Here is a 21,854-nt window from a genome sequence, read left to right as displayed (position 1 = left end):
TTTTAAAGCCGCGGTAACCCGGCGCGTTCCATCGCTTGTCGGGTCAGCGTTTGCAGCCGTTGCTTGATTTGCCGATCGATATCACTCAGCGCCTGAGCGTATTCCTCATCACTCATGAGCCGACCATTGGTGAAGTCATTTTCGTCCTTGCCCAACTCGCGACAAAGCGCTTCGATCTCTGCCTCCAAAGCGACTTTTGCCTGGGGCGCCAGGGCGGTCCCTTCGGCCCGACGCTGCAAGGCGTCCTGCAAGTCGGTGGTGGCATCCAGTTGCCGTTTCAACCCGTTCAATTCCTCGGAGTTCGCGGCCTCCAGCCAGCTTCTCCAGACGGGTTGCTCAAGGATCCGGTCCGCCAGCAAATCCCCTTCCTCCAGCGCCACGATCCGTTCGAACGCCGCATCGATCATCTGCCGGTTCACCCCGGCAATCCTGCGAAATTGCATGCCCCGCGCCTGCCACGGCAGCTCCAGACGCTCGGCCAGATCGGTCATGTAGGCCAGATGAACCTCCACCTCGTCGATCGTGCCGGTGACATTCCCATGGCCATCTACCCGCCGGAATCGCTCACCCGCGGCCACACGCGCGGCGACCCGTCGACGGGCGATGGTGCCGAGTTCATCCAGGCGGGACTTGCCCCGCGCCAGTTCCAGCAGTTGGGGCTCGATCAGGTCGACACGGCCCAGGGCATACGCCTCATGGATCAACACCTGCATGCCCATGGCGTTGAACAATTGCGTCCCACCGTCCACGCATTCGGTGGGTGTGGCGGCTTCGTTGAACAACCTGACCCGCAGTTCACTGTTCCGGGCCATGGCCTCGAGCATCCGCCAGACCTTGGCGGTCAAGTCCGTCCGATAGGCGCCACCGGCCGTGAAGTCGGCAGACTGGGTGAGCTTGCGGATTTCATTGAAGAACGGCAGCGAGTCGAATTCTTCTTCGACGTCGTGCCAGATATCCTGCCTGGCCTGCCATTGCGCCTCCGTCAGGCCCTCCGACCAGTCCACAGTGTCCAGCGTGCCTCGGGGCGGATACGGACGCTCGGGGTCCATACCGACGGACTCGGTGTATAACCTCAGGGTGTTCAGATTTTCTGGCGAGATCCAGCGCGGTTCTCGACTGATAAATGTGCGCGCCAACAACTCCGCGCGAGATGAGCCGGGCGCGACCTCCGGTATCCGGGCGATCAGATTGTTGCGCAGATCCAGATGAACATTGTGCGGACGCGGCTGGGAAAACAGACCCACCGGCCAGCCGTCCAGACCTGTTCCACTCAGCAGCAGTGTCTGCAGGCGAGGCATCTGACTGACGTTTGGAGAGAGCTTCAACGGGTTGCCGCTCAATCCTAAAGACCGCAAACGGACCATCTTCTTCAGGCGAGCGACCGCCACCGCGTCCAGCTCGATACGGTTGTGATCGAGGTACAGATCGGTCAGATGGCTCATGTCGCTGACCACAGGCGGAACGGTGGTCAGTCGGTTGCCTTGCAGGTTGAGTTGCCTGACCCGGCGGAACGTTCCCAAAAACGCTGCATGCTCGGACGTGAGCCCGCCATTGCTCAGACTCAGAGCGGTGACATGGTCAAAGTTGGCTTCCAGCTTCGGCAACGTCGCCAGGTGTCGGCCCATCATCGGCACATCGTCCAGCATCAACGCCTGGGGCAGAACCACACCTGCCGCCTCGGAACCGGCTGGCCCGGTTCTGCGCCAGCATTGCCTGATCGCTTTATAGAACTGGCTTCGCGAGTGTCCCTCCGCCAGTCCCGCCGCGCCGAACCGAAAGGATTCGGTGGGCGATTTAAGCCAGCGTTGCAGTACCCGGTTCAACTGATTGAACTCCGCCTCCAGCGCGGTAAGACGCTCATTTGCCGAGCCGCCGTTCTGCATGAACTCCACCAGCAGCGTCTCGATTTGTTCTTGCGTGAACCCTGGATACAACGAGCAGGCCCGACGACGCAGCCCCAAACCGTGCGGCACTTGCTGCGCATAACCTGGCATGCCGCCCCTGAGACGCATGATGGCCGGGTCGTACGAAGGCTTGAGAACAGGATTGTCCAGCAACACCGGCGCAAACCGGTCGCGCGCCAATGGATGTGCCTTGATCTGGTTCTCCAGCCGTTCAGCCTCATGAATATCAAAGCCCAGGGCCGTGCGTTGTGTATCGGGTAACGCGTGCAACACGGCGGCATACAGTGTGTCTTCTCCGTGCAGATGTTGATCGAGCGCGTCCCGCGTCTGGAATTGGCCATCCTCTCCGACAATCAGCACCTTGCGGATCGGCGCGTCCACCGGACCGATACTGTCGTTCAATCGGCCCAGCGCCGAATACTCGCGAATCTCCAGCCGCAAGTCCTTCGGCCAGCCTGGCAGGGCCTCAAGCGAGTGCAAGGCCAGCCGGGTCGTATCGGTGCTGTGCAGTTCGCTGAGGTACAGCCCCTCATAAGCACGAGTCAGGCACACCTGCTGCTCCGCGTGGCGGGCCTGTTGCGCCAGGCTCAGTGGGACCCGCTGTTTCTCGCTCAAGTGTTGCAAGTCCGTGGGCTCTGCATGGCGCAGCAGTTCCTCGGCCATGCTGGTCGAAAGATCCGGGTAGGCGCTTTTGAGCCGGAGCACCAACACGTTGTCCGAACGCTCATGACGGGAATACAGGGTGTCGAACAATCGTCTTCGGGATTTTCGTGCCTGCCCGCCGAGCAACTCTCGGATGGATTTGATTCGCGCCTGCCGATCACCGCCCAGCCATTCACCGAGGACTTCACGAAGTTCATGCTCATCAAAGAACTCGACAACACGCTCAGGCAACAGTCCGGCGACAAGCGCCTGCCGGCTTATCTGCAACGTATGCGCCGGCAGCGCGCCGGCATAACCCTCCTTGATCGACGAGCCCGACAGGTTCGGGCCATCGAACACTTCGATGGCCTTGCCCTCGGGCCAGCCCTGCAATTCGGTCATGAAACGTGGCAGGAGATCAGCCCATTCCTCATCCATCCGATTGTCGACAATTCGTTCTGCACAAGCCTCGGCATCGGCGTACGCAGTGAAGCGCTTGAGTGTGTCGCGCAATGAGGCGGGCGGCGTTTCGTGCTCCACGTGCAGCCAGCGCAGTACATCCTCGTGCACGCCACTGACGACCGAAATCTGCTCCAGGGTTTCGTCGGAGAAACTGTCCACTGCCGGCCCCAGGCGCCGGAGCAATCGGGTCTTGCCCCATTCGAGCGGTTGATCGAGTTCAGTCTTCCAGCTGCCGGCACCGTTGTGCTCCAGCAACGGCTGATAAGCGTCGGGCCGGGTCGGATGCTGAAGACGGTGCTGGCCGGTGTTCGGGTCCTGCTTCACGTCATAACACTTGTCGTCGAGCCGCAACAGATTCTGCCCCTGATGCCGATAAAAACCCTCTTCGCTGACGGGTGCGTTTACCGGCAAAGTGATCGGCTGTTCATAGGGCCGCAGGTCCGGGTTCCACAACCGCTCCTTGCCATCGAACTCCACGGGTTTGAGCCCTTCGAAGAAAGGCGAGATGCTGACCGGGGCTAGTCCCCCGGCGGGTAAAACGTGCCCGGCGCCCATGAGCGCCAACTGCGCAAAGTTGATCAATACCCCGTTGATGTACGCCGAGGCTTGTTCTCGATCGCCTTTGCTCCAGTCTTCGATGCCTTCGGCTAATTCCGCGAGCATTTGCCCAACCATGATTGCCAGCATGGCCTCACCCACACCCGGTACCAGCATCGCGGCGAAATTGAACAGGTTCCAACTGATCGACAGAAAGCTGGTCAAGCGTTTGAAACGAGCCGTCGCGTCCTCATCGTCGGTCGGCACGGCAATGAGTCGAGCATCGGCAATGGCCTTGTTGCAGCGCTCGATAAACAGGGTCTGCCACACATCACCGGTGATGAGGCGGGTGATGGGTTCTGCGTTGGGATTCTCGATTGCCGTCTCACGCCACCACGACCCCATATCGAGGGGTTCGCGTTGCTGCCAAGTGAACGTCGTGAGGCGCTCATGGACCCGCGCGAAAAAAAAACCCTTGTCCTGATGCGCCACAAACCGGCTGAAAAAGGCCTGGTAATTGGTACTTTTCAGCTGACCGATCAGCGTTTCCATGAACGCGGTCAGCGACGGGTATTCCTTCAACGGGTGCTCCGGATCATCCGGAACATAAGCAATCAATGGGCCGGACAAACGACTTTGTTGGTACACATCCTCTTTGCGAACCACTTCATCGACCACACCCTGCGGGCCATTGGCAAAGAACGCCTGCAACAGTTTGTATCGCTCATATTCCTGTGCGGGTAAAACCGGGACGCGATGGGACCAATCGAGCCAGAACTTCAACGTGGTGGGCGTCAACGCATCGATGGCTTGCTTTATCAGTGAGGGATCGCTGACTGCACTGAACAACACAATGCCGGTCAACCTGAAGCCCATCAGCGATAACCGATGGCCTTGCAGCGGGCGATCGTACAGCGTGATGTTGGCGCGGTTTTCACGTACCTCCTCAAGTTTGTCGTAGGCGTGTTCGCTGATATCACCTTTCAATCGCGCGATCAGTGCGGCCGTATGAAATGCCGCCTTTTCACCGGCGACCGAGTTTCGTTGCAAAGTCTGCCGCGCATTGGGGGCTGTGGGCAGCAACACCGACTTGATGTGCCGCTGATATTGCCCGCCGATATCCAGGCTTCGGCACAATGACGCAAACCTGGATAACTTGATTTCAGCAGCGCGTGTGAGGCTGCCACGCCCGTCCTTGCGGTAAATGCCGGAGCTGCCGCGCCAGGCATCCTCTTCGGTTTCGGACGCTTCGAAATTGTGCAGCGCCGCTTCCAGCAGCGTGGAGTGCCGGATACGACTGGCGCCCCGGTCGATACCGAAGATAATTCGACTCGGCATTTCAAGTTGAACGGTCAAATCATTAACGTCATCGACACTATTGAAGTTCGACTGCAGCAACTCTTTGACCAACGGCTCAGCAAAGACATTGATGTCTTGCTGCAAGTTACCCAGCGTCTTATCCAGCACTTCTTGCAAGCGCCAGTGGTCTTCAATCAACTCTTCAAGATATTGGCGATCGACTTTCCGCGCCTTGATGTACCAGTCGGGCACCACCGGGTTTAACCCTTGTAGTGCTTTCAAGCGGGGCGTCGAGGCATTTTTAAAGGTGCTTGGTATAACGTCGAGTACACGACTGTAATGAATGCCCTTGTTCCCGGGCTGTATCGTTTCAGAAGTTTTCGAATTGCTTCCATGCAAATCAGACACTGTTAATTCACTTTGATGACAGGAGAGGAGCCAACAGCTTATTCACCTCGGTTTAAAACAAAAGACCAAATAACTGTTAAGCCAACACGCTGAAAGACCCGAACAGTTCGAAAATCAAGAAGCCGTAAATACATAAATACCGCCATGGCCGACCCTGTGCATGCCTCCTCGTCAGCGGTCGTTTTTTCCCGGACAAAGGCGTTAATATGCGAAACGCTGTCCCGTTCTCCGTGCTCAGGTAACCGCTATGCGCCTATCCGAATTCATCGTGTTACACGTTGACCGCATCGTCGATGAATGGGAGCAGTTCGCCAAAACCATCACCCCCGCCGCCGAAACCATGGACCGCACCTCGCTGCGCGACCATTCACGGTCGATCCTGCTGGCGGCCGCGCGGGACATGACCAAACCCCAGAGCCCCAGTGAACAGGCCGCCAAGGCTCGTGGCGAAGGCCCGGAAAAAACTCCGAGCCTGGACGAAGCCGGCGCCAGTCACGGCGAACTGCGCCATACCGTGGGTTTCGACCTGGTGCAGATGACCAGCGAATTTCGCCACTTGCGCGCCTGTGTGATTCGCCTGTGGGTCAACAGCCTGGAGTCTCCGGACCTGGCTTACTTCCAGGACATGATCCGCTTCAATGAAGCCATCGACGAAGCCCTGGCTGAATCCACCGCCGCCTATGCCGAGCAGGTCAATCGCTCGCGGGACATCTTCCTGGCGATCCTCGGCCACGACCTGCGCGCGCCACTGCAAGCGGTAAGCATGTCCACCGAATTGCTGCTGCGCAAAACCAGCATCGAAGGCGATGCGCTGATGTGCGCCGTCAACATCAAGCGCGGCACTCGGCACATGGCGATGATGGTCAGCGATTTGCTGGAGCTGGTGCGCAGTCGTCTGGGCAAGAGCCTGCCCATCGAACCGGCACCCATGGACCTGGCCGAGGCTGCACATGAGGCGATTGCCGAAGCCTGCGCCGGCAACCCGGCATGCGATCCGACCCTGACGGTGCTGGGCGACACTCGTGGGGTGTGGGACGCAGGGCGGCTGAATCAGCTGTTGCAGAACCTGATCGGCAACGCGTTGCAGCATGGCTCGAACAAACAGGATGTGACCCTGACCCTCACTGGCGAACCCGACACCGTGCGCATCACGGTGCATAACTATGGAGCGCCGATTCCCGAGGAAGCCATCAGCACGATCTTCGACCCATTGGTGCGCAGTGCCGACGAAGAACTCGGCCAGCCAACCACCAGCCTCGGCTTGGGGTTGTTTATCGTCAAGGAAGTGGTCAACGCGCATCAGGGCACGATCGAGGTCATTTCCAGCGAAACGGAAGGCACGTTGTTTACCGTGGTGTTGCCCAGGAAGGCGTGACACCGCAAGACCGCGTTATCGTTCTTCGCGAGCAAGCCCGCTCCCACATTTGCCCGCATTCTTCCCATTGGAATGTGGACGAATGTGGGAGCGGGCTTGCTCGCGAAGGCGATGTCACAAGCGATGCAGACTTCTGAACGAATACTTAACCACCGGCTTCCCTATCAGTTCTGCTAGTTCCCGGCGCCATGCTGATCGAGTAAAACTGAAGGCCTTGATCAAGTCGACGAACTCAACAGGGAAGGCCTCGTCATGACCCGCTCACGAACTGATGACTTGCGCCAGTCACGCACCGTTCTGTTGGCTACCGACAGTAAAAACTCCGTACTCGCCGAAATCTCGGGCGGCACACCCAACGCCATCGCCTATTCCGCTTATGGCCAGCAGTCCGCGCAGCAAGGGGTTGCGACGGGGCTGGGATTCAATGGTGAACTGCGCGAGGCACGTACTGGCTGGTATTTGCTGGGCAACGGCTATCGTGCTTACAACCCGACGTTGATGCGCTTTCATAGCCCGGACAGTTTGAGTCCGTTTGGGAAGGGTGGGTTGAATGCGTATATGTATTGCGTGGGGGATCCGGTGAATTTTTCGGATCCGACGGGGCATATGTTTAAGTCCCTGACGAAAATTAAATCACTCTTTAATAAATCTGGCACATCGAGTTCCACCGAGTCGCTCATCACGCGCGCGGGCTCTAAAAAAGCAGAATCCGCTAAAAAAATTAACAAGTTATCACCACCTGCGCCCATAACTTCGCCGTCAAGGGAGACTTCAATACTTGATGAAATGCAGCTAAGTAATGAGCAACGCAGATATGTGAATGACCATCGAACTGATCCAGTTACTGGCGAATCCATCTTTCATTTCGAGCCCGATGACGGGCTAAAGATAAATCCCAGGCCAATAACTACACCCAATGTGCATGAGCCACGACTTTTCAATGGTGGTCAAGTGACCATCGGTGACCCGCCCTCGATTGTATTTCCGACAGCCAGTAAGACTGTGGTAACTCTTCTTCCTTCACATCAGAAGAATTTTTGGGAGGTCAACATCCGTTCTTATGAGGTCCGCAAATAAGCCATAGCAGGCACGCTAACTTACGTTGGATGCTCACACATTCGATGAATGTTACTCCACCACCAACCGCCCCAACCGCTGCTTAAGCATCCGGTTCTCAGCCCGCAGTTGCTGGACCTCTTCAAGCAGGTCCAGCGCCAGCGCCACGCCTTCCCATTCCAGCTCCAGATCGCGCCGCAGCTTGGCGGCGCGTTTGGCCAGGGCCAGTTCGTAATCGTTGAAACGCCAGTCCTTGGGCTGGGAGCCCTGAGGTTCGAGGATGCCGTGTTCGACGATTTCGATCACGTAGACGTCCGACAAGTCGGCCGCCTCACAGAATTCTGTCATGTCCAGGTGAACGATCAGGGGGTTGCTCATGATGGGCTACTCCGTCTCTTGGATCAGAAGTTTTCTCGCGGGTTGAAAGCTGCCTTTTCCGCCAATTGCTGCCACAACGCCTTGACCTCATCACTCGAGGTTTTGGGCATGACCGCCTTGAGTTGTACAAACAGGTAGCCGCGCTCGCCGGCCTTGTTCGACAAGCCGTGGCCCTTGGCGCGCATGCGCTGGCCGTTCTGGCTGCCGGCCGGCACCTTGAGGTTGATCTTGCCGGTCAGGGTCGGCACCGCGACCTCGGCACCCAACGCCAGCTCCCAGGGAGCCAGCGGCAAGGTAATGATCAGGTTTTCGCCTTCGACGTCGAATTTCGGGTGTGGCGCGAAGCGAATGATCAGGTACAGATCGCCATTGGCGCCGCCACCGACGCCCGGAGCACCCTGGCCCTTGAGGCGGATGCGCTCGCCGTCGGTCACGCCGGCGGGGATCTTCACGTTCAGGCTTTTGCTGGTATTGCTGACATGCTGGCCGGCAGCGTTGTACTGGGGCACCTGGAAGGTGACCTTCTTCGATTCGGTCGACAGGGTTTCTTCCAGAAAAACCGCTAATTCCATTTCCACGTCTTGCCCTCGACGTCCAGTGCTGCGACGTGACTGTCCACCACCAAAACCAGGGCCACGGTTGCCGAAGATCGAACTGAAAAAGTCCGAAAAATCGCCCGAGTCCTGACCACCACCGAACCCGCCTGCGCCACGCCCCTGCCAACCCGGCGGGCCTTGGAACGGTTGGCCGTGCTGGCCGTACTTGCGCAAGTCGTCGTATTCGGCGCGCTTGTCGGCGCTTTTCAGCGCTTCATAGGCTTCCGAGGCATCCTTGAACTTGGACTCGGCGTCCTTTTCCTTGCTGACGTCGGGGTGGTATTTGCGCGCCAGCTTACGATAGGCGGCCTTGATCGCCTTATCGTCCGCGGTCGGCTCCACACCGAGAATCTTGTAATAGTCTTTGAAGTCCATCTAAGGATCACCATCCGTTATCAAAATCGCGCCGCTGCCGGCAGCATGCACGTATTACCAGCCGCCGGGTTGACCGATCTCAAGGTTGTGACCGGGGCGCGCATCAGAAGTTTATCGGCAGCGGTGGGCGGTTCTTGTGACCGTCCGGTGGCTGCCAGGCCCAATGCAGACAAGTTTGGGGCATGTGGCCATTTTAACAAGGCGCTAATCGCTGAGATTTAGCGGATAGTCGGCCTTCGAATCTGTGCCGCAGTGACATACACTGCGCGGCCGTTTTTTAACCGGAACTCGAAAGACATGAAAAACGCATCTCCAGCCCGTGCCTGTGGTATCGACTTCGGCACGTCCAACTCCACCGTCGGCTGGCTGCGCCCCGGCATGGAAACGCTGATCGCGCTGGAGGACGACAAGATCACCCTGCCCTCGGTGGTCTTCTTCAACATGGAAGAACGCCGCCCAGTGTACGGCCGGCTGGCGCTGCACGAGTACCTGGAAGGCTACGAAGGCCGGTTGATGCGCTCGCTCAAGAGCCTGCTGGGCTCCAAGCTGATCAAGCACGACACCAGCGTTCTCGGCACGGCGATGCCGTTCAAGGACCTGCTCGGCTTGTTTATCGGCCAGTTGAAGAAGCGTGCCGAAACGGCTGCCGGTCGGGAATTTGAAGAAGTGGTGCTGGGTCGTCCGGTGTTCTTCGTCGACGACGATGAAATGGCCGACCAGGAAGCCGAAAACACGCTGGTCGACGTGGCCCGCGCCATCGGTTTCAAGGACGTGTCGTTCCAGTACGAACCGATTGCAGCGGCGTTCGACTACGAGTCGACCATCGAAAAAGAAGAACTGGTGCTGATCGTCGACATCGGCGGTGGTACGTCGGACTTCTCGCTGGTGCGCCTGTCCCCTGAGCGCCGTAACCACGACAGCCGTCACGACGACATCCTCGCCACCGGCGGCGTGCACATCGGCGGGACCGATTTCGACAAGCAGTTGAGCCTGCAAGGCCTGATGCCGCTGTTCGGCTACGGCAGCCGGATGAAGAGCGGCGCCTACATGCCTACCAGCCACCACATGAACCTGGCGACCTGGCACACCATCAACTCGGTGTACTCGCAGAAGTCGACCCTGGCCCTGGGCAGCATGCGTTACGACATCGAAGACACCGGCGGCATCGATCGCCTGTTCAAGTTGATCGACCAGCGCGCCGGTCACTGGCTGGCCATGGAAGTGGAAGAAACCAAGATCCAGCTGACCCACGCCGACAGCCGCCATGTGCCGCTGGACCGGATCGAACCGGGCCTGAGCGTGGAACTGAGCCGAGCGCTGTTCGAGTCGGCTATCGATAACCTGCTGGAGCGTGTGCGCAACAGCGTCACCCAACTGCTGAACGACGCCAACGTGCGGGTCGATCAGGTGGATACGGTGTTTTTCACCGGTGGTTCGAGCGGGATTCCGGCACTGCGCAACAGCGTCTCGGCGATGTTGCCGAATGCGCGGCATGTGGAAGGGAACATCTTCGGCAGCATCGGCAGTGGTTTGGCGATCGAGGCGGCGAAGCGTTACGGCACGATGGACTGATCCAAGTCCTGCGGTGCGCCCTTCGCGAGCAAGCCCGCTCCCACATTAGACCGAGTGCTTCCAGATGGAATACGGTCGTATGTGGGAGCGGGCTTGCTCGCGAAGGCGTCAGAACAGGCAACTCATCCCTTGGATCAAACCATCCCCACCTGCTTCAACTCACTCTTCAGATACGCATAATAAATCGGCCCCGCCACCACCCCCGGCAGGCCGAATGCGGCCTCGAACACCAGCATTGCCAGAAGCAACTCCCAGGACTTGGCACTGATCTGCCCGCCGACGATGCGCGCGTTGAGGAAGTACTCGAGCTTGTGGATCACAATCAGGTAACCCAGCGCGGCCATCGCCACCCAGATCGACAGCGACAGGCCGACGATGGTGATCAGGGTGTTCGAGATCAGGTTGCCGATGACCGGGAGCAGGCCGAGCAGGAAGGTCAGCACAATCAGGGTTTTGGTCAGCGGCAGCTTGATGCCGAACATCGGCAGCACCACCGCCAGGAAAATCCCGGTGAAGAAGGTATTGAGCAGGGAGATCTTGATCTGGGCGAACACGATGTTGCGAAACGCCTGGACCAGCAGGTGCAGACGATCAAACAGTGCCGCGGCCAGAGGCTTGCGCTTGGTCACGTCCGGAATGCGCTGCAAGGCAATGATCGCCCCCAGTACCATGCCGATCAGCAACGTCACGAACATGTGCGCCGCGTCCTTGCCCACCAGTTGCAAGTCGCTGAGGTGCTTGCTCATCCACTCGCCAATCGCCACCCGAAATTCAGCGGCACTGGCGGGCAGGTAGGCGTCGATGAACGGCGGCAATTGCCCGCGCGCGCGGTCGACCACGACCATGAATTTGTCGAGTGAAGCGCCGGGGTTTTCCGCCTCGTGGAGCAGGAAGCTGATGGCGCCGGCAAAGATCAGCGCCAGCACACTCACGACCAAAGTCCCCAGCAACGCCACGGACAGCCAGCGCGCACGCCGGCCTTCGATCAGCCGTTGCAATTGCGGGGTGAGCATGTTGACCAGTTCGAACACCAACAACCCGGCCAGCAGGCTGGGCAGCAGGCGAAGTGGTATCACCAGCAACAAACCGCCAAAAATGATGACCCAACTGATTAGCAGCAAAACATGACGCTGAGAAAACGTTGGCATACAGCCTCAAAACGAACGGCGTAAAAGGATTGGCAGTCTGCCAGCGTTCCGGTGGCAGCACTAGGGATTGTGTAGGTCGACCTTGGTCGAGGGACGGCTTGAGTTTTTCAGCGCACTTGCCGGCCTCTTCGCGAGCAGGCTCGCTCCCACAGTGGACCGAGTTCGCCCATGCGATACCGATCAAGTGTGGGAGCGAGCCTGCTCGCGAAGAGGCCCTCCCAGCCCCCACATTCCCTGCCCAATGTTTATTTTTTCTTCAGACAATCACTCATGAACGCCTTGCGTGCATCCCCCGTCAGGGCTTGGGTAGCCGCGGTGGCATTGCAGGTTTTCATCTTCTCTTGCTGAGGGGTCAGGGGGGTGGCGGCATCGGCCGCCGGCGCGGCTTTCAGGCAAGTGCTCATGAAGGCTTTGCGCTCATCGCCCTTGAGGCTTTTTGCGGTAGCGTCGGCATTGCAGGTGGTCATCTTGTTCTGTTGCGCCGTGGCGGCGAAACCCTGGGAGCAGAGCAGCAAACCGATCATCAACAAAGGGACACGCAACATCTTCATGGAGTTTTCTCCTTGTTGCCGCACCGACAGATGCGGCCTCGCGTGAAGTGTAGTCAAAGCGTGTCACCGCTCCATCCGGCCGGGAGGGGTCGCGTGCCTGAGGCGCGTACCGCTTTATTCAGCGGTTTCAGTCAGAAGATCTTTGAACGCTGTGAGATAGCCGTCATAGGCCTCGATTCGACCCTTGACCACTGAAACAGGCAAACGCTCGAATGACACCGGGACTTCGCCCGCCAGGCTGTACGTAACGCCCAGTTCTTTCAGGGAAGTGAATTGAGCGTAGGCGCCGGTTTTATGGAGTTTGTTGATTTTAATCTGCCTGAACGTGTTCGCCTCAGTAAACTCCGGCAACGTCGCCCGCCCTGGCGGCGCATCGTTGATAAACGCATAGTCAGCGACAGCGGGGCCCGGCTCCAGCGTCACCAGCGCCGGCAGTTTGAACTCGAAATACCCTCTGTCAGCCATATGGGCGGCCGGAAACTCTGGCCAGGAGTCTGCGACGACCAATTGTCCGAGATTGCTCAAGTCATCGCCGATCACCACGTATTGATGATCGAAAGCAGTGGCTTGGACGATATGGATTCGAGACGTCCTGGGTTGGCTGGCAAGAATCGCAAATGTCACTTTTGAGTTTTCCGAACAGTTACCACCTTTGATTTCGATCGCTTTGCGGGCAGTTTCGGCGGTCGTCAACCGGGCAGTGAACCCGCCCTCCTCGAGATTCAGTTGCCGCAGACCTTTGATTTTCGCGATCGCCGAACCGCCGTGTTCCCAGATGCTCGGCAATTGGTTACCCGATAAAGGCAACAGCTCCTTGGTGCGGTAGATGGCACGCTGTGCCTGCTGCAAATCGGCCATCAACTGGGGCGTCACTTCGATCGGCTCCCGGGCCGCCACCACGTCGGAAGCAAGCACATCACTGTAATCGCGCAGCTCAATCAAAGGCTCGCCGGACTGCGCGGGGTTTTCCCTGACGGCACGCTGCAGTGCCTGATGCTCATCAAAGCGACCGGTTTGCTCCAGATTTCGTGCATAGATCCCCAGACTCCGCTCCGCCTCGGTAAGCGGCACCAGACCGTCGTCGCTAAACAATCGCCCAACCAACGAATCATAGTGCTCAGGCAGCATCAGTTTTTGCAGATCAGGCAAGGCTTCTATGCTCTGTACCGTCTGCAGGTTGGCTGGCAAATCAGCGGCGAGGTTGGCGTCGTACAATGCCTGCCAGAGCGAGTAAAGATGCTCTTCGGGAAACGTCTCATGCATCAACCTCAGGCCACGTAGATAGTTGTATCTTTCAACCGGCGAGACCGATGGATGGAACGCACCCTGCACCAGTTCCGGATAGCTGTCCGCGATAATGTGCAGTTGCGCCAATTCACCTGCGGAGGTTGGAGCACCGCCTCGCAGGCGCATGACCGCGGGATCGAACGTGTGCTTTTCGGGCACGGGAAGATCGGCAAGCACATTGCGCAGCCGATAAGGTTTCAACGCATGGTCGCGCAGCGCCTCCTTCAGCTTCTGCCCTTCACCTATATGAATGTCCAGCCCGTTACGTTCGGCATCCGGCAGTGCCTGCAGGATCGAGGTGTAAAAATCGCTGCCCGAATGCAGCGCGCCGCCGCCATCGTCGAAAGCCTGGAATAGCCCGTTCTCGCCCGCAACAATCGTGCGGCGGATTGTTGCGTCCTCAGTGCCAATGCTATCCACCTGACGACCACCGTAGTTGTACTGGTGAATATCGATTCGTACTTCAGCATTCCAGCCCGGCAGATTTTGCAGTGAGTGCAGTGCCAGCGTGTCGGTGTCTGCATTGTCGACCGAACTCAGATAGAAGCCTTCATACGCGCGGCTGACCCGAACATCCTGATGCGCCCAGCGCCCCAGGTTTTCGAGCCTTGCGGGGAGTTGCCCGAGCTTGAGAGCTTGTAATTCGTCGGGGGTGGCGAGTGATGCCAGCGCTTGCGCGACGGGACCGGGCAGGTCCCCGACTTTTTCCTGAATGACGCGCGCCTCGGCGGTCAGGCTTCTATCGATGGCGCGATAGCGAGTCTTGAACAGGGACGTTTTGCGCTGACTGGCCAATCGTACAAGCTCGGTTCGCAGGCGTCTGGCGTTCGCTTCCGGGGCCTGCGCCGGAGCGCCGAACTCATCGTTCAGCAGCGCTTTGAGTTCAGCTTCATCAAGGTTGGATAACAAGGTCTTGATCAGGTCGCCATCGATCAGACGATCAGGGTACAGCCGAACAGGTTTTGAACTTGCCCAGCCGATAGCCCCCAACACCTCGCCATCCGCCCCCATCAGCTCTATCGCTTTACCCGGCCACAAACCATCCAACAGCTGAAACTGCCAGCGTGGGTCGGCTTTCAAATAGCGTTCCGGGTGGATGCTGCCAATGTCTTCGATGAACTGCGTGATCTCACGATCAATCCTGAAGCGGATGACGGTGTCGTGCAGTAAAGGGAGAGCCCTTTCATTGTCGACATACATGCGCAGGAGCGCACCGGTATCGGTCCGGCTGACAGTGCGAATATTGCCAAGATCGTCCGACAGTCCTTCCACCGACGGGCCGAGTCGTTTCATCAACGTATCGACGTCCCAGGTGACGGGTTTCTCGCCTTCGATCACAAAAGCACCCGCACCGTTGCTGTCTGCCACGGGCTGGTAAGCGTTGTTGCGCACCGGGTGCTGGACTCGGTGTTTACCAGTCTGCAGGTCTTTCTTGAGTTCAAAATGACTGTTTTCCAGACGCAGGATCTGCTTGCTTTCATGCAGGTGCAAACCTGATTCGTCCGGCGTTGAACCAGCCGCCAGACGCAGATTTTTCTGCAGGTAAGGTTCCAGATTCTGTCCCCACAGGCGCGGTTTGCCATCCGCCAGCCTGACCGGTTTCGCTCCTTCGATAAACGACGACAATCTGGGCTGTATGACATCTTTGGCGATGCCGCTACCGACAGCAAATGTTCCCAGCTGAATCAGGGATTCGGTGAATCCGACCAGGTGTTCGGCGGCCTCCAGGTATTCTCCTTCTGCAAGGTCGACGGCGCCTTCTACGACTTCGCTGACCATCTGATAAATCATATAGGCCATCATGGCCTCCCCGAGACCGGGCACGAAGGGCGCCACCACCATCACGGCAACATTCATCACGTCGGAAACAATTTTCTCCAGGTTTTCGACCCACGCCCATCGTTCCGCGCTGTCGGCAGCCGCCGTCGAAATGGCCAGTGCCCGACCGTCATTGAGAATTTTGTTTAATTGCAGGTGATAGAGATAAACCCAAAGATCGCCGTCGAAGCGATTCTCGGTATCGCTGTCGAACGAGACGACGCCAAAATGAAGACGCGGACTTTCCACGGAGGTTTCGCGCCAGGCGGGCAGGTTTGTGCCCGATTCGTGTCCGTGGTACGTGATCTGCATTAACTGTGCATTGAGTGCCGAAAAGAAGTGCCCCCGCTGGTCATGGCTGACAAAACGGCTGAAGAACTGTTGATAGCCGCCCTGCCCCGTGCCTCGAAGCTGGCGAGTCAGCTCAACGACGAGCTCGGTCGATGACGAGTACTCCTTCAGGGGGTGCTCCGGATCGTGTGGCACGTAGGCGATAATGCGCCGGGTACCGCCAGCCGGGGCGTCCAGATCAGGGGCAATGAGCACGATTCCGTTCAGGCGGGTATCGAGTATCGTCAAGTGATAGAAGCGTACGGGAATGCCATCGAGCTTCAGTCCCTTGGTGCCATTGAGCATTCCCAGCACCACCAGATAGCCATCGGCCCCGAGGTCATTTTTCATCACTGCCAAGTGGGCAGCTGCTTTCAGCGCACATTTCCGGGCGCTGTTGATTTTGTGCTGCAAGACGCCCTGGGCCAGGCCATCCGCTGGAAGCAAGTAACTGTCGAGATGTTCTTTGTATCGAGAACCAATATCCAGCGTTCGGCAAAGTGTCTTGAATTGATCGACAGTCATGGCGATTGACTGTTTAACTTCAAACTTCCCAAGTTTGTCCGGCTTACTAATGAACCTGGAGTCTGCAAGCAACTCTTCCCCCATGGAAAAGTTATGCAAAGCCGCGTCCAGCATTGACACCGTTCGACTACTTACGCCTCCCGCAACATCAGCCGTCCAAGGGGACTTTTTTGCCGGAGAGTACAACTTCAAATAAGTCTCACGTACATCGTCATCCACACCAAACTGATCTTTCAACGCACGGCTCAGCAATGGCTCGGCAAACGAATGGACGTCCTGCAAACTATCGAGCATGCGATCGACGTCGCTTTGCGAGCGCCAGGCATCTTCCACGGTACGTTTTAAAACCCTGGCGTCGTGAGGGGACGCGGCTTTGCTCCATTGAGGAATACGTTGAATACCTCGCTTCAGATCATTCACTCTCCGAAGCGGAGACTGGGTACACCAGTCAGGAATAATGCTTACGAGTAAATCGTGATGAATACTTTTCCCTTGATTGATAGGGGCAGACAACTTTGAGTCCATTAACAACTTGTTCATATGACACCTGCAAAAAATATAAATACCAGCAGGAGCCTATAACGATCACCCTTCTCTTTAATGAAGCACTTTTCGGACAAACACGTAAGAATCATCCTTATTAAAGGGATTCAAAACACTTTGTTGCGTCGATAGTGTTCCGGGGTACATCCGGCCTGACGTTGAAACATCGCGATAAACGCCGAGCCGGTGCTATAGCCCATGTCGAAGGCGACTTCCTGAATGCTGCGGTGGCTGTCCAGTGCTTCGATCGCCGCCAGAAACCGCAAGCGCTGACGCCACTCACCAAAACTCATGCCCAGCTCGCGCACAAACTGGCGCGCCAGGGTGCGTTCACTGACATGGATCTGCGCCGCCCATTCCGACAGGGTCCGGTTATTACCAGGCTCGGCCTGCATGGCTTCGAGTATCCCGAGCAGCCCGGAGCTGCTGGCGTAAGGCAGATAACATTCCTGCACCGGCGCCTGTTGCAGCTGATCCACCAGCACCTGGGCCAGACGTTTATCCGCGTCCTGCTCGGGAATCTTCACATCCCGGGCGGCGAAGTCCTTGAGGATCGCCTTGAGGATGTCGCTGATCGCCAGGGTGCACGCCTGTTGCGGCAGGTCGTGGCACATCAGCGGCGCCAGACAGACCGCTCGGTAGTTGATCGGTTGATTGCTGTAGAAACTGTGCTCGGTCTGCGGTGGCACCCACACTGCGTATTGCGGCGGCGACATGAACCGGCTGCCACCGATTTCCATGTGCAGCACGCCATGGGCCGAATACTCCAGCGTGCCCCACGGATGGCGATGAGCCGAGGCAAAGCGGTGCGCGTCAAAGTCGGCATAGCGGAAGTACACCGGGGCAGGCAGTTCGCTGAAATCCAGCAGGTCGATGTGTTTACTGGTCATGCTGTCCGTCATCAGGGGCAGGTTGTCTGGATCGAAGTATAGGCTTGCATCCAGACAGGCGGATAATTGCCCGTCATTAACGTTCTGGTTTTTTCTGATGCAATACGCTTATCCCCTGCTGGCCATTTTCATCTGGGCTGGCAACACCGTGATCACCAAAATGTCGGCCGGGGTGATCTTCCCCGCCGAGATCGGTTTCTACCGATGGCTGCTGGCCGGCATCCTGTTCACGCCCTTCATGCTCAAACCGGTGTTCGTCCACTGGCCGCTGATCCGCCCTAACCTGGGCAAGATTTTCATCCTCGGTGTGCTCGGCATGGCGGTGTACCAGAGCCTGGCGTATTTCGCCGCGACCCTGACCTCGGCCACCAACATGGGGATCATCTTGTCGTTGATGCCGTTGATGTCGCTGGCCATGGCGATCATCAGCCTTGGCCAGCGCCTGACCGCCGGCGCATTGGCCGGTGCGGTGCTGTCGTTTGCCGGTGTATTGGTGGTCGTTTCGTCCGGCAGCCTCGGCGCGCTGATACAACACGGGGTGAACCTGGGTGACGCGATGATGCTGATCGCCACGTTGGCCTACGCGATCTACAGCACCCTGCTGAAAAAGTGGCAACTGCGCCTGCCGCCGCTGGTGTTGCTGTATTTGCAGGTGTTGGTGGCGGTGGTGGTACTGTTTCCACTCTTCCTCGCATCAAAGAAAACCGGCCTGACCCTGCAGAACATTCCGCTGGTGCTCTACGCCTGCCTACTGGCGTCGATGCTGGCGCCGCTGGCATGGATGCAGGCCGTGGTGCGCCTGGGACCGAGCCGGACCACGCTGTTTTTCAACCTGCTGCCGTTGATCACCGCGCTGATTGCGGCGGTGGTGCTGCACGAGCAGTTGGCGATGTATCACCTGGTGGGTGGGCTGTTGACGCTGGGTGGGGTGATTCTTTCCGAGCGTTGGACCACGGCGTTAGGTAGAAGGGCCAGTGTTGCCTGATCTGACGTCTTCGCGAGCAAGCCCGCTCCCACAGGAGAACGCATTCCAACTGTGGGAGCGGGCTTGCTCGCGAAGAACGAAGACGCGGTCTAACTGACGTTTACACGCCGGCCGCCTTCAAACGAGCGGCATGTTCCAAAAACAACCGCACCGGCTCAGCCCCCTTACCTACCAGCCCCAACGACTGATTGACGATGTCGAAGTGATCCATCGGATACTCATCGCCAATCACCGTCCCCAAATGCGAGCTGTAACGCCCGACCATCCCGTCGCAATGCCCGGTTTCACGCACGAAGGTCCTGGCAAACAACCGGCAACTTCGATTGGTCCCGTCAAACAGATTGCGCCCGCGATCGGTCTTGCCCGGCTGCAACGTCCCGGACCAGGAGTAATAACGCACGCCGCTGACCTCTTCCGGCCCGTGCCCGCCCCAGGTTTGCGGCAGGCCCTGTGGGTAACGCTGGTTGAACAGCGCCACGCCCTCAGTGGTCAGCGAATGATGCGAGGCCGGGATATCCACCGGCAGTTTTGGCCCGCGATAACCGGTTTCCAGCAGACTCATCAACGCGCCGATCAGCCGCAACAACACGGCGAGCAGCCGGCCCTTGGCGCTGTTCGCCGGGTAGTGTTTCTCCAGGTAGTCTGCGAGTTCCGAACCATGATTCGGCCCCGCCACCGACGTGACCGAGGCGACCCGGTCCGGGCGTTTGGCCGCTGCATAACGCGCGGTCAGCGAGCCTTGGCTGTGGCCAATCAAGTTGACCTTTTCGGCTCCGGTTTCCCGCAGAATCTCCTCGATCCGCGCCAGCAACTGCTCGCCGCGCACCTCGCTGGAGTTGAGCGGCGACACCTGCACCGCAATCACCGTTGCCCCATCCCGGCGCAATGCCGAAATGATCCCGTACCAGTACGGATAGAGCAGTAGACGGATAAACCCGAGCATTCCCGGGACCAGCACCAGCGGGTAACGCGTGGCGGAACCTTGCGACATGGGCGAACATCCTTGTGATCGGTGAAGTGACGCAAGGCTGGATGCAAGAGATCCGCCAAGCATCGTCATCGAAGATGACAACTCGACGACCAGTCTATGACATCCGCCCTACTTCAGCCCCACCACGCCCGCCACGATCAGCCCGACCGACACCAGTTTGACGGCGGTCAGGCTTTCGCCCAGCAAGGCGAAGCCAAGAAACACCGTGCCCAGTGAACCGATAGCGGCCCAGATCGGGTAGGCGATGCTCACCGGCAACTCGCGCATGGCCAGGGTCAGGAAGTAAATCCCGCCCACCGCCGCCACCACGGTAATCAGCGACGGCCACAGCCGAGTGAAACCCTCGGCGTACTTCATGCCCATGGCGAAAGTGACTTCGAACCCGGCGGCGATCAGCAAAAATAACCAGGCCACCTAGAACTCCCTGGCCAGCGCCAATAAACGCTGTTCGGCCTCGGCAGCGGAGACCTCGAAGGTACGCGCTTGCGACTCTTCGCCCTCGGCCGCCACCACGGTGACGTCAGTGATGCCGATAAACCCCAGCGCCGTGCGCAGCAACGGGTCGGCATGGTTCATGGCTTCCAGTTCACCGCCCGGTCCGAAACCAAAGCCGCCGCGACTGGTGACGATCAGGGCCTTTTTGCCCCGCACCAACGGCTGATACTGGGCAATACCGTTATCGAGGGTGTGATTGAAAGTCAGGCCAAGCCGCACGATCTGATCGATCCAGGCCTTGAGTCCGCTGGGCACGCTGAAGTTGTGCATCGGCGTGGAGATCACCAGCAAATCGTGCCCGAGCAACTCGCGCACCAGTTCATCGCTGAACGCCAGGTCGGCCTGCATCGACAGCGGCCGGGCATCGGGCTCCAGATAAAACGCCGCCGCGACGAACGCCTCGTTGACCGGCGGAATCAACGCTCGACCGACTTCGCGACGGGTCAGTTGGGATTGTGGATTGCGCGCCTGCCAGGCCGAAAGAAACACCTCGGCCAGCCGCCGGGAGTGAGAGCGGTCGCCACGGGGGCTGGCGTGAATGACAAGAACTCTGTTCATCTGAATCTCCTGAAGGACTAAACTCAAACGGCTTGTGGCTTGCAGCTTGAAGCTCGTAGCTGCGCCTCTTCAAATGAGCAGAAATCATTCTGGATGAATTTATTTCATCCATGGAGTGTTCAATGTTTGCCTCGCTGCCGCTGACCGCCCTGCGCGCTTTTGAATCCGCCTCACGCCTGCTGAGTTTCAAGGCCGCCGCCGAAGAACTCTCGGTGACCCCGACGGCGGTGTCCCACCAGATCCGCTCCCTGGAAAGCTGGCTCGGTGTGCCGCTGTTCGAGCGACTACCACGGCAAGTTCGCCTCACCGCGTGCGGCGAGCGGCTGTTCCGCAGCCTGCACGGCGCCTTACTGGAAGTGGCGCAGAGCGTCGACACCTTGCGCCCGCAACGCAGCGGCGCGAGCCTGACGATCTCCACCACCGCAGCCTTCGCTGCGCTCTGGCTGGTGCCGCGTCTGGGACGTTTCTATGCCCGACATCCGAACATCAGCCTGCGGCTCGACACCCATTGCGAGGTCATCGACTTGCATCAGGACGCCAGTGTCGATCTGGTGCTGCGCTACAGCCTCGATGACTACCCGAACCTGTATGGCCTGTGTCTGTTCGATGAATCCTTCGGCGTCTACGGTTCGCCCGAGCAAGTGGCTTTGGCCGCCCGTCACGCACCGACGCTGATCAGCGTGCGCTGGAACAACTCCAAGCTGTATGCCCAAGGTTGGGAGGCCTGGTGCGCGCAGTCCGGCGAGATGTGGCTGACGAAGCAACCCGCCGTGCGCGAATACGACGAAGAGCATTACGCTCTGCAAGCGGCGATCGCCGGGCAAGGCCTGGTGCTGGCGAGCAATATTCTGGTGTCTGAAAGCGTGGCCAGCGGTTTGCTGGTGGCGTATCGGGGCGATGTCCAGGTCAACGGCGCCGGCTACAGCGCACTTTGCGTGCCGGGGCGCGAGCGCCATCCGCCGGTCAGGGCGTTTTTTGCGTGGCTGCAAGAGGAAGCGCGGTTGTCCGGTCTATTGCCCAGGCCGCAGCCTTTGACGGCGTCCACAAGTTCGTAGGCTGTGATCTTTTACGATTGCCAAATCACATAAAACTTTTCGCTGCGCTCATCACTCACACCTTAGGTAACGAT

General features: G+C 58.6%; 15 protein-coding genes. 5 read left to right on the top strand and 10 right to left on the bottom strand.

What is annotated here, in order from left to right:
• Positions 1-2: 2 nt before the first annotated feature.
• Complete coding sequence (locus ACA055_RS02885; protein WP_497682279.1) at positions 3-5,252, bottom strand: NEL-type E3 ubiquitin ligase domain-containing protein; 5,250 nt, start codon at positions 5,250-5,252, stop codon at positions 3-5.
• Between the two features lie 247 nt (positions 5,253-5,499).
• On the opposite strand from ACA055_RS02885, the gene ACA055_RS02880 reads away from it, so the two are divergent.
• Together ACA055_RS02880 and ACA055_RS02875 are read left to right on the top strand one after the other, a co-directional pair.
• The gene (locus ACA055_RS02880) at positions 5,500-6,627 is read left to right on the top strand and encodes a sensor histidine kinase (protein WP_497682278.1); all 1,128 of its coding nucleotides are present in this window, start codon (positions 5,500-5,502) and stop codon (positions 6,625-6,627) included.
• A 252-nt stretch (positions 6,628-6,879) separates the two neighbouring features.
• Positions 6,880-7,704 (top strand): RHS repeat-associated core domain-containing protein, encoded by an 825-nt coding sequence (locus tag ACA055_RS02875; RefSeq protein WP_497682277.1) that lies wholly within the window; start codon positions 6,880-6,882, stop codon positions 7,702-7,704.
• A 51-nt stretch (positions 7,705-7,755) separates the two neighbouring features.
• On the opposite strand, the gene ACA055_RS02870 is transcribed toward ACA055_RS02875, so the two are convergent.
• Both ACA055_RS02870 and ACA055_RS02865 read right to left on the bottom strand, forming a co-directional pair.
• The gene (locus ACA055_RS02870) at positions 7,756-8,061 is read right to left on the bottom strand and encodes a chaperone modulator CbpM (RefSeq protein WP_497682276.1); all 306 of its coding nucleotides are present in this window, start codon (positions 8,059-8,061) and stop codon (positions 7,756-7,758) included.
• A gap of 23 nt (positions 8,062-8,084) precedes the next feature.
• Entirely contained in the window at positions 8,085-9,032 is a 948-nt protein-coding gene (locus ACA055_RS02865) for a DnaJ C-terminal domain-containing protein (protein WP_497682275.1), read from the bottom strand.
• 297 nt (positions 9,033-9,329) lie between these two features.
• On the opposite strand from ACA055_RS02865, the gene ACA055_RS02860 reads away from it, so the two are divergent.
• Positions 9,330-10,604 (top strand): Hsp70 family protein, encoded by a 1,275-nt coding sequence (locus ACA055_RS02860; RefSeq protein ID WP_497682274.1) that lies wholly within the window; start codon positions 9,330-9,332, stop codon positions 10,602-10,604.
• A gap of 134 nt (positions 10,605-10,738) precedes the next feature.
• Here the strand turns inward: ACA055_RS02860 and ACA055_RS02855 are convergent, their stop codons facing one another.
• From ACA055_RS02855 to ACA055_RS02840, 4 genes are all read right to left on the bottom strand, one after another.
• Complete coding sequence (locus ACA055_RS02855) at positions 10,739-11,752, bottom strand: AI-2E family transporter (RefSeq protein WP_497682273.1); 1,014 nt, start codon at positions 11,750-11,752, stop codon at positions 10,739-10,741.
• A gap of 245 nt (positions 11,753-11,997) precedes the next feature.
• Complete coding sequence (locus tag ACA055_RS02850) at positions 11,998-12,303, bottom strand: PsiF family protein (RefSeq protein WP_497682272.1); 306 nt, start codon at positions 12,301-12,303, stop codon at positions 11,998-12,000.
• 114 nt (positions 12,304-12,417) lie between these two features.
• Positions 12,418-16,803, bottom strand: coding sequence for a dermonecrotic toxin domain-containing protein (locus tag ACA055_RS02845; protein ID WP_497682271.1), 4,386 nt, complete (start codon positions 16,801-16,803; stop codon positions 12,418-12,420).
• Positions 16,804-16,913: 110 nt separating this feature from the next.
• The gene (locus tag ACA055_RS02840; protein ID WP_497682270.1) at positions 16,914-17,696 is read right to left on the bottom strand and encodes an AraC family transcriptional regulator; all 783 of its coding nucleotides are present in this window, start codon (positions 17,694-17,696) and stop codon (positions 16,914-16,916) included.
• 97 nt (positions 17,697-17,793) lie between these two features.
• Here ACA055_RS02840 and ACA055_RS02835 point away from each other — a divergent pair, with 97 nt between their 5' ends.
• The gene (locus ACA055_RS02835; protein ID WP_497682269.1) at positions 17,794-18,681 is read left to right on the top strand and encodes a DMT family transporter; all 888 of its coding nucleotides are present in this window, start codon (positions 17,794-17,796) and stop codon (positions 18,679-18,681) included.
• A 100-nt stretch (positions 18,682-18,781) separates the two neighbouring features.
• Here the strand turns inward: ACA055_RS02835 and ACA055_RS02830 are convergent, their stop codons facing one another.
• The 3 genes from ACA055_RS02830 to ACA055_RS02820 all read right to left on the bottom strand — a co-directional run bounded on the left by ACA055_RS02830 (position 18,782) and on the right by ACA055_RS02820 (position 20,725).
• Entirely contained in the window at positions 18,782-19,672 is an 891-nt protein-coding gene (locus ACA055_RS02830) for an esterase/lipase family protein (protein ID WP_497682268.1), read from the bottom strand.
• A 108-nt stretch (positions 19,673-19,780) separates the two neighbouring features.
• Positions 19,781-20,086, bottom strand: a complete 306-nt coding sequence (locus ACA055_RS02825; protein WP_497682267.1) for a DMT family transporter — start codon at positions 20,084-20,086, stop codon at positions 19,781-19,783.
• Entirely contained in the window at positions 20,087-20,725 is a 639-nt protein-coding gene (locus ACA055_RS02820) for an FMN-dependent NADH-azoreductase (RefSeq protein WP_497682266.1), read from the bottom strand.
• Between the two features lie 110 nt (positions 20,726-20,835).
• Here ACA055_RS02820 and ACA055_RS02815 point away from each other — a divergent pair, with 110 nt between their 5' ends.
• On the top strand, positions 20,836-21,780 hold the full coding sequence (locus tag ACA055_RS02815; protein WP_497682265.1) for a LysR substrate-binding domain-containing protein: 945 nt from the start codon (positions 20,836-20,838) through the stop codon (positions 21,778-21,780).
• Positions 21,781-21,854: the final 74 nt, after the last annotated feature.

The organism is Pseudomonas sp. LBUM1657, assembly GCF_059716075.1.
This window is presented reverse-complemented; position numbering and strand designations above follow the sequence as displayed.

What these genes read in the sequence shown, in the direction of transcription:
- ACA055_RS02880 (WP_497682278.1), top strand. Translation starts at nt 5,500, where the DNA reads ATGCGCCTATCCGAATTCATCGTGTTACACGTTGACCGCATCGTCGAT.
- ACA055_RS02875 (WP_497682277.1), top strand. Translation starts at nt 6,880, where the DNA reads ATGACCCGCTCACGAACTGATGACTTGCGCCAGTCACGCACCGTTCTG.
- ACA055_RS02870 (WP_497682276.1), bottom strand. Translation starts at nt 8,061, where the DNA reads ATGAGCAACCCCCTGATCGTTCACCTGGACATGACAGAATTCTGTGAG.
- ACA055_RS02865 (WP_497682275.1), bottom strand. Translation starts at nt 9,032, where the DNA reads ATGGACTTCAAAGACTATTACAAGATTCTCGGTGTGGAGCCGACCGCG.
- ACA055_RS02860 (WP_497682274.1), top strand. Translation starts at nt 9,330, where the DNA reads ATGAAAAACGCATCTCCAGCCCGTGCCTGTGGTATCGACTTCGGCACG.
- ACA055_RS02855 (WP_497682273.1), bottom strand. Translation starts at nt 11,752, where the DNA reads ATGCCAACGTTTTCTCAGCGTCATGTTTTGCTGCTAATCAGTTGGGTC.
- ACA055_RS02850 (WP_497682272.1), bottom strand. Translation starts at nt 12,303, where the DNA reads ATGAAGATGTTGCGTGTCCCTTTGTTGATGATCGGTTTGCTGCTCTGC.
- ACA055_RS02845 (WP_497682271.1), bottom strand. Translation starts at nt 16,803, where the DNA reads ATGAACAAGTTGTTAATGGACTCAAAGTTGTCTGCCCCTATCAATCAA.
- ACA055_RS02840 (WP_497682270.1), bottom strand. Translation starts at nt 17,696, where the DNA reads ATGACCAGTAAACACATCGACCTGCTGGATTTCAGCGAACTGCCTGCC.
- ACA055_RS02835 (WP_497682269.1), top strand. Translation starts at nt 17,794, where the DNA reads ATGCAATACGCTTATCCCCTGCTGGCCATTTTCATCTGGGCTGGCAAC.
- ACA055_RS02830 (WP_497682268.1), bottom strand. Translation starts at nt 19,672, where the DNA reads ATGTCGCAAGGTTCCGCCACGCGTTACCCGCTGGTGCTGGTCCCGGGA.
- ACA055_RS02820 (WP_497682266.1), bottom strand. Translation starts at nt 20,725, where the DNA reads ATGAACAGAGTTCTTGTCATTCACGCCAGCCCCCGTGGCGACCGCTCT.
- ACA055_RS02815 (WP_497682265.1), top strand. Translation starts at nt 20,836, where the DNA reads ATGGAGTGTTCAATGTTTGCCTCGCTGCCGCTGACCGCCCTGCGCGCT.